Raw genomic sequence first — 5,221 nt, 5'->3', positions numbered from 1 at the left:
AGAGGTATACCTTTTCGACTTTTGCATCGGGACGCATCATGTGGGGCAGGCTCCTGAGAGAGTTCGGGAGCTCAGCATCGGGCATCAAATATCGGCTTGGAATGTGGGCTTCATGGAGCGGTTACGGCCCAGTTGCCGGCGTTTCTGTTTCTGTCATTCGGAGCCAGTCATGCAAAGAATTACCGCGCAGGCCGCTGGCGTCCTGCTGCTAATCGCCTTGGCATGTGGCGCGCTGTACAGGTTCGCTATGAAGCGGGGAGCTGATAGGGGCGCATGACTGCTCCTGATCAGAAGGGCATGGCCGATTTGAATGATGACGCGCTCTTCAACGCTGAGTTTGTGATAGGACATAGGGCAACACCGTACCTAAAAATTCGGGTGTTGCACTCAGCTTCCGCGCCGCTCTATGTTTTATCAATTATTCTCTTAATTATCAAAAATGGATAATCGTTGCTAACTGTAAACTTGTCATCAAAAACCTTCGGATCAACAGGTTCTCCGTTGATGGTTAAAAATCCAAGGTTACGAATTCCATAGTACGTGAAAGCATTGGCATTTCCTAAACTGAGCGTTGCGGTATTGGTGCCCGGAGGACCTTTAAAGTCAAACGTAAAAGCGGGTTCTCGTGAAAAAACATCCTGGTCGATACCGTTAATACTTAAACTCGAATTCTGCAACAGTGTGATATTGACGCCATTTATGTCAAATACATCAGCATCGATGCCTATTGCGGAATTTCCACTTAGTTCGTAGTTAGTGCCGTCTCCGCTGTCCATGTGTAAGTGATCACAAAAAATATTGCCGATCGAGCCATTTAAAAGAGTCAGCGAGCGAACAGAAACATCTTGAGTCTTAATTTTAAACTTGCCATTATCGGCAAAAATCTGGCTAATAAAAAAATCTTTATCAGGAAAAAGCACTGCTTCCGAATCCGTAATGGACAATCCAGGTGTTCCTGTGACATTCATCAAAACACCGCCCACACCGATAAAACTAAGCATTGCATTATTTGTGAGAGTAATCCCGCATAACAATCCAATGATCTCAATATTGGTTATTGTTAATGTGGCGCTGGATACTGCAATGGGTGCGGTTGCCTCGTCAGCATCGAACTTAGTTGCGTTGTTTTTAAAGTCGAAAGTAACATCGCTGCCGTCTACTATCGATATCGTAGCGCCATTCCATCTAACAGTGTTATATGTCAGTGTTTGCTGTTCGAATGTAATTGGGAGGCCGAGCGTGCTTGCTGTGAATGCCGTGTTATATTTCGAGAACGATACAGGGTCAGTGCAGAGCACTGATTGGTTATCATAAGAACTATCGAAAACTTGGTCGCTTGACGCGTCCCATATGAATGGTTTTCCCATAACTGACTCCTTTGTGATAATTATGTGTAACTCTGGCATCTCATACGAAGCGCAGCGTTAAAATAAAGTAATTGTTGCCTCGGAACATCGCCGCAGTGACGGCTTGTACAGGCGATAACCATTGCCCAGGTGATAGCCACCCAGCATCGGGTCGATACGCTCGCCATTAAAGCCCAGGACGCTGCTGAGGTAGTCGGCAGCCCTCTGTTCCAGTTCGTCTTCCATGCTGTGCATCCCGTTGTTTTGGTTGTGGAGCTTTCAGACACTGTAGGTCGAATGCTGGAAAGCACACCCTTCCGGTGTCTCATATGTTTGGTCTTGGCGTATCAAGGGTGATGGGCGGGGAAGGGTGGGGCGTGTCAGTAGAGAGTGTGTTCATTCGCAGGATGTCGGGGAAAAGTACCCATACCAATGTTTATAAAAAACGGTTCGGGTGGTGCCCAATCGAACCTACCAGTTGACGGGGTTCCTGGTGACTATTGACTGGCCAGCTTTGCCAAGTTGATTTGAACTCCGCCACCAGATGCCGCCATTGAGCGGTTTTTTTGTGCCCGAAAAAAGCAAAACCCCCGACGCTGCAAACGTTCGGGGGTTTTTGTATCCGCTCCATGAGCAGACATGAAGAGAATGTAAATGAATTTTAGCGTCAATCGAGAGGTGCGCAAAGTGCTTAGTTCATTTAATCGGCATTGCCTTGGGCGGGCTGCACAATAACTGCGTTATCAATCACGTCTAAGCTGGTTACTACAATCGAGCCGTCTGGCAGCGCCGGCCTACTAAGTCCATTAATATACCATGCGGTAGTTGGCCTATCATTACCTTCTAATCTGAAGCTGAAGCTGGACAAAGCACCTCCCGCCATTATCATGTAGCTCTTGCCGCCTTCGTATTTTTTTGATGTTTTCAAGTCGGTGACACTTATTGTCTTACTGTCTGTCTTTGGGGCGTATGGTAAAGCTGGAAGCAGACCAAACATAATCAACAGGTCGTCTTTGCTGAGTTGCTTTACACTATTGTCAAGGAAGTTGGGGTTGACATCAAAGTTTACAGCTTGTATTTCTGATCCCGTAAATGTCATCGCTCCAAGAATATATTCTTTTCGGACTCCCGTGAGATATACAACCTCTTGTTCGACATAACTTTGCTCGTTTCCCCCCATCAAACCAAACTCAACGCCGCCGGGAGCTGATGAAATGTATACGTAAGTCAATAAATTAGAGGTGCCTCCTGAAGCAAAGTCTGCTGAGAGTTTAGAAGAATATGAAAAGCTACTTATTCCTGCTTCCTCTCCATCATGATGTGCTACCTGCATTGCTCCCGATACCGGAGCTGCAGCCGTTACCCCATTCTCGAAAATCTCGGCCGGCAAGCGCCCCATTTCGTCTCCATGGTAAAGCAAATATTCATCTTCCCTCCAGATATAGTTTTCATATGGATAACCTGTAAATGGGTTTGAGTCCAGCAATGGCGTTGTATCTAACCATGATCTATAACCATAGTTGGCTAGTAGTGCTGACATCTGCGGAACTGGCAATGAGTAAAACCATTGAGGGGTCTTTGTATTATTCAGAGGTCCAGGAAGCCCATCCTGATCAGGAACAAAGGGAGGAGTCTCGGGCGACCAAAAGTCACAAATATAACCGTCCGAAAACTCAGCCTTTATAAAGACGAATTTCCCTATGAAAATAGCTGGCGTTCGATAACACACCCATTCGGGTACTGATTGATCATAAGCTACCAGCTCTTCAGGGTAGACTGTTATTATATCGCCATCTGCTATTTTTGAATTGCTACTTAATTGAAGGCTGTATTTTTTTACTTCTTGAAAGTCATGCTCAGGGATTTGCCATGTTAGGTATCGTGCGCCGTCTTTCAACATGAATCTGAACAGCTGCACATTTTTTGGATTATCATGTTCTGCGAAAGTATTATTTTTCATATTTGTGCTCTAACTTAGTAGGTTGTAATTCGCCCGGCAGATCATGCCTAAACCAAAACGGTTTCTTTCTGGCTTCAAGCAAGGTAAATGCTTGTGCATCAAGACATACCAGAGAGGCATGAGTACGCACTTAATAGATTCTATGCCTCCCGCTACGTCTCATATATTTAGCCCTGGCATCTCACGGCACTGAGCAACAACGATCTGAGTGATCGCCCGCAACTACGACGCCAAGCCCCTCATCAAAATGGGCGAGTCGTCAGGATGCCGTTGACCTGGGGGATGCCAGCGATAGCGACGTGACCAACCTGACGCTGTGGCAGCAATACCGGGTGGCGCTGAATCGGATCGAGCAGCAGACGGGATTTCCGGTGAGCATTAACTGGCCTGCCGCGCCAAGTTGATTTCAATGACTCCACCGTTGCCTGAGCGGTATAGGCCACCGGCTCAGCAGGGTGGCGTGGCCTGTACAGCGCGCTCGGGGATTCCGGCGCGCTGGCCAGGTCAGGCATGAAGCGGGGAGCCGATAGGGGCACATAAGGGCACCTGTTCAGAAGGGCCTGGCCGATTTGAATGATGGCGCGCGTTCAACGCTGAGTTCGTGATAGGACATAGGGCAACACCGTACCTAAAAGGTCGGGTGTTGCACTCAGTTTCCGCGGCCGCCGCCCTTCATCGGTACGGCGAAGCCGGGTTCAGGGCTTTGGATTTTTAATAAAATGCACGTTTTCAAAAGAAAATATCTGACAGCTGGCATTAGACATTGCATAAGAGCGAGAGCCACTCATTAGTAACTTCCCTACGTTCGTGATAGAACCTGCCCAGCAGTCAAAAAGTACAAAGGTCGCATCTTTAGGTCGTTCATGTACCATAAATCCTATACCAGCAATTTTCTCACCAGTCGTGTATAACCAACGGCCACCTTCGTTAATGTCAATATTATAGCTGATCTTTCCTTTTGGGGTGTTTGTTGTAGTGAAGGTTCCGCTAAAATTCCCAGTTGACGGTTTAGATTCCGTAATATCTAGCGTGTGCTGACCGTCTTCGCTTACATAGGTACCAATAAGATTAATGGACATAACATCTTTCTCCGTTCATTAGTAAGTATAGTAGTTGTATCAAGGCAGCCATTTACGCAAAGTATCTTCTGCATGGAGCTGATCTTCCATCAGGACGCTGCTGAGGTAGTCGGCAGCCCTCTGTTCCAGTTCGTCTTCCATGGTGTGGATCCTCTTGTTTCAGGCACTATAGGTCGAATGCTGGAAAGCACACCCTTCTGGTGTCTCATATGTTTGGTCTTGGCGTATCAAGGGTGATGGGCGGGGAAGGGTGGGGCGTGTCAGTAGGGATTGTGTTCGTTCGGCAGGACGCCGGGGGAGGGATGGTTCTCATACCCAGCTCGCCTCAAGATCCAGATGTTTGGCCCAATCAGGGAGAGATACTTTCAGATGATCAAAGATGGCTGAAGTTCGCTCAAGGCATTCCTGAGTAAGCGCGGCGCGATATTTTCGCGCCATGATTGAGGTTTACTTATGCTTTTTTATAGTGTTTTTGGAGGTTGATTAACCTAGATAGAGATGTGTTTTTCACTAATCTTGATATTGGTTTTTCTATTGTGGTGAAAGTTATCCAAGATATGAGGCATGTCAGCAGGCATGTCGTTATAAACGTGAGGAATGGATCCAGCGAAAATGTTTTGTATGCCATGAGCGTGCAGAATGTAATTGTGGGATGACAAAGGTACGTTGAGTACGACCAATCTCCTCGCCGATTAAGTGCGCTCATTCGGCCTAAGGAGACGCTGAACAATTAACCCGTTCGCACCGCCCCCATTGCCAAGCCGGTTTTTTTCAACCTGCCGGCCTTATTTTGCATTTCCAGGGCCGATTTTCGCCCTCATTTTGCTGATTTTCGG

The 5,221-nt window shown here is 47.1% G+C and carries 5 protein-coding genes; 1 reads left to right on the top strand and 4 read right to left on the bottom strand.

Features of this window, described 5'->3' with window-relative positions; all coding sequences use genetic code 11:
* Window positions 1-404: 404 nt before the first annotated feature.
* The 3 genes from ACZYSM_RS28840 to ACZYSM_RS28830 all read right to left on the bottom strand — a co-directional run bounded on the left by ACZYSM_RS28840 (window position 405) and on the right by ACZYSM_RS28830 (window position 3,306).
* Window positions 405-1,367: a hypothetical protein gene (locus tag ACZYSM_RS28840; RefSeq protein WP_489077039.1), complete on the bottom strand. Its 963-nt coding sequence runs from the start codon at window positions 1,365-1,367 to the stop codon at window positions 405-407.
* Between the two features lie 57 nt (window positions 1,368-1,424).
* Window positions 1,425-1,592 (bottom strand): RHS repeat-associated core domain-containing protein, encoded by a 168-nt coding sequence (locus tag ACZYSM_RS28835; protein WP_489077037.1) that lies wholly within the window; start codon window positions 1,590-1,592, stop codon window positions 1,425-1,427.
* Between the two features lie 454 nt (window positions 1,593-2,046).
* A complete protein-coding gene (locus ACZYSM_RS28830; RefSeq protein ID WP_489077035.1) occupies window positions 2,047-3,306 on the bottom strand; it encodes a scabin-related ADP-ribosyltransferase in 1,260 nt (419 codons plus the stop codon).
* 299 nt (window positions 3,307-3,605) lie between these two features.
* Between ACZYSM_RS28830 and ACZYSM_RS28825 the strand changes: the two genes are divergently transcribed.
* Complete coding sequence (locus ACZYSM_RS28825; RefSeq protein WP_489077033.1) at window positions 3,606-3,710, top strand: phage tail assembly chaperone; 105 nt, start codon at window positions 3,606-3,608, stop codon at window positions 3,708-3,710.
* 291 nt (window positions 3,711-4,001) lie between these two features.
* Here the strand turns inward: ACZYSM_RS28825 and ACZYSM_RS28820 are convergent, their stop codons facing one another.
* Entirely contained in the window at window positions 4,002-4,385 is a 384-nt protein-coding gene (locus ACZYSM_RS28820) for a hypothetical protein (RefSeq protein ID WP_489077031.1), read from the bottom strand.
* Window positions 4,386-5,221 lie beyond the last annotated feature (836 nt).

The organism is Pseudomonas sp. F220 (assembly GCF_057813935.1).
Note: the sequence above shows the minus strand (reverse complement) of the source record. Positions and strands in the feature narration are given on the sequence as shown.

Bases quoted from the DNA above. Each gene is read 5' to 3' on its own strand.
- ACZYSM_RS28830 (WP_489077035.1), bottom strand. From the start codon at position 3,306: ATGAAAAATAATACTTTCGCAGAACATGATAATCCAAAAAATGTGCAG.
- ACZYSM_RS28835 (WP_489077037.1), bottom strand. From the start codon at position 1,592: ATGGAAGACGAACTGGAACAGAGGGCTGCCGACTACCTCAGCAGCGTC.
- ACZYSM_RS28840 (WP_489077039.1), bottom strand. From the start codon at position 1,367: ATGGGAAAACCATTCATATGGGACGCGTCAAGCGACCAAGTTTTCGAT.
- ACZYSM_RS28820 (WP_489077031.1), bottom strand. From the start codon at position 4,385: ATGTCCATTAATCTTATTGGTACCTATGTAAGCGAAGACGGTCAGCAC.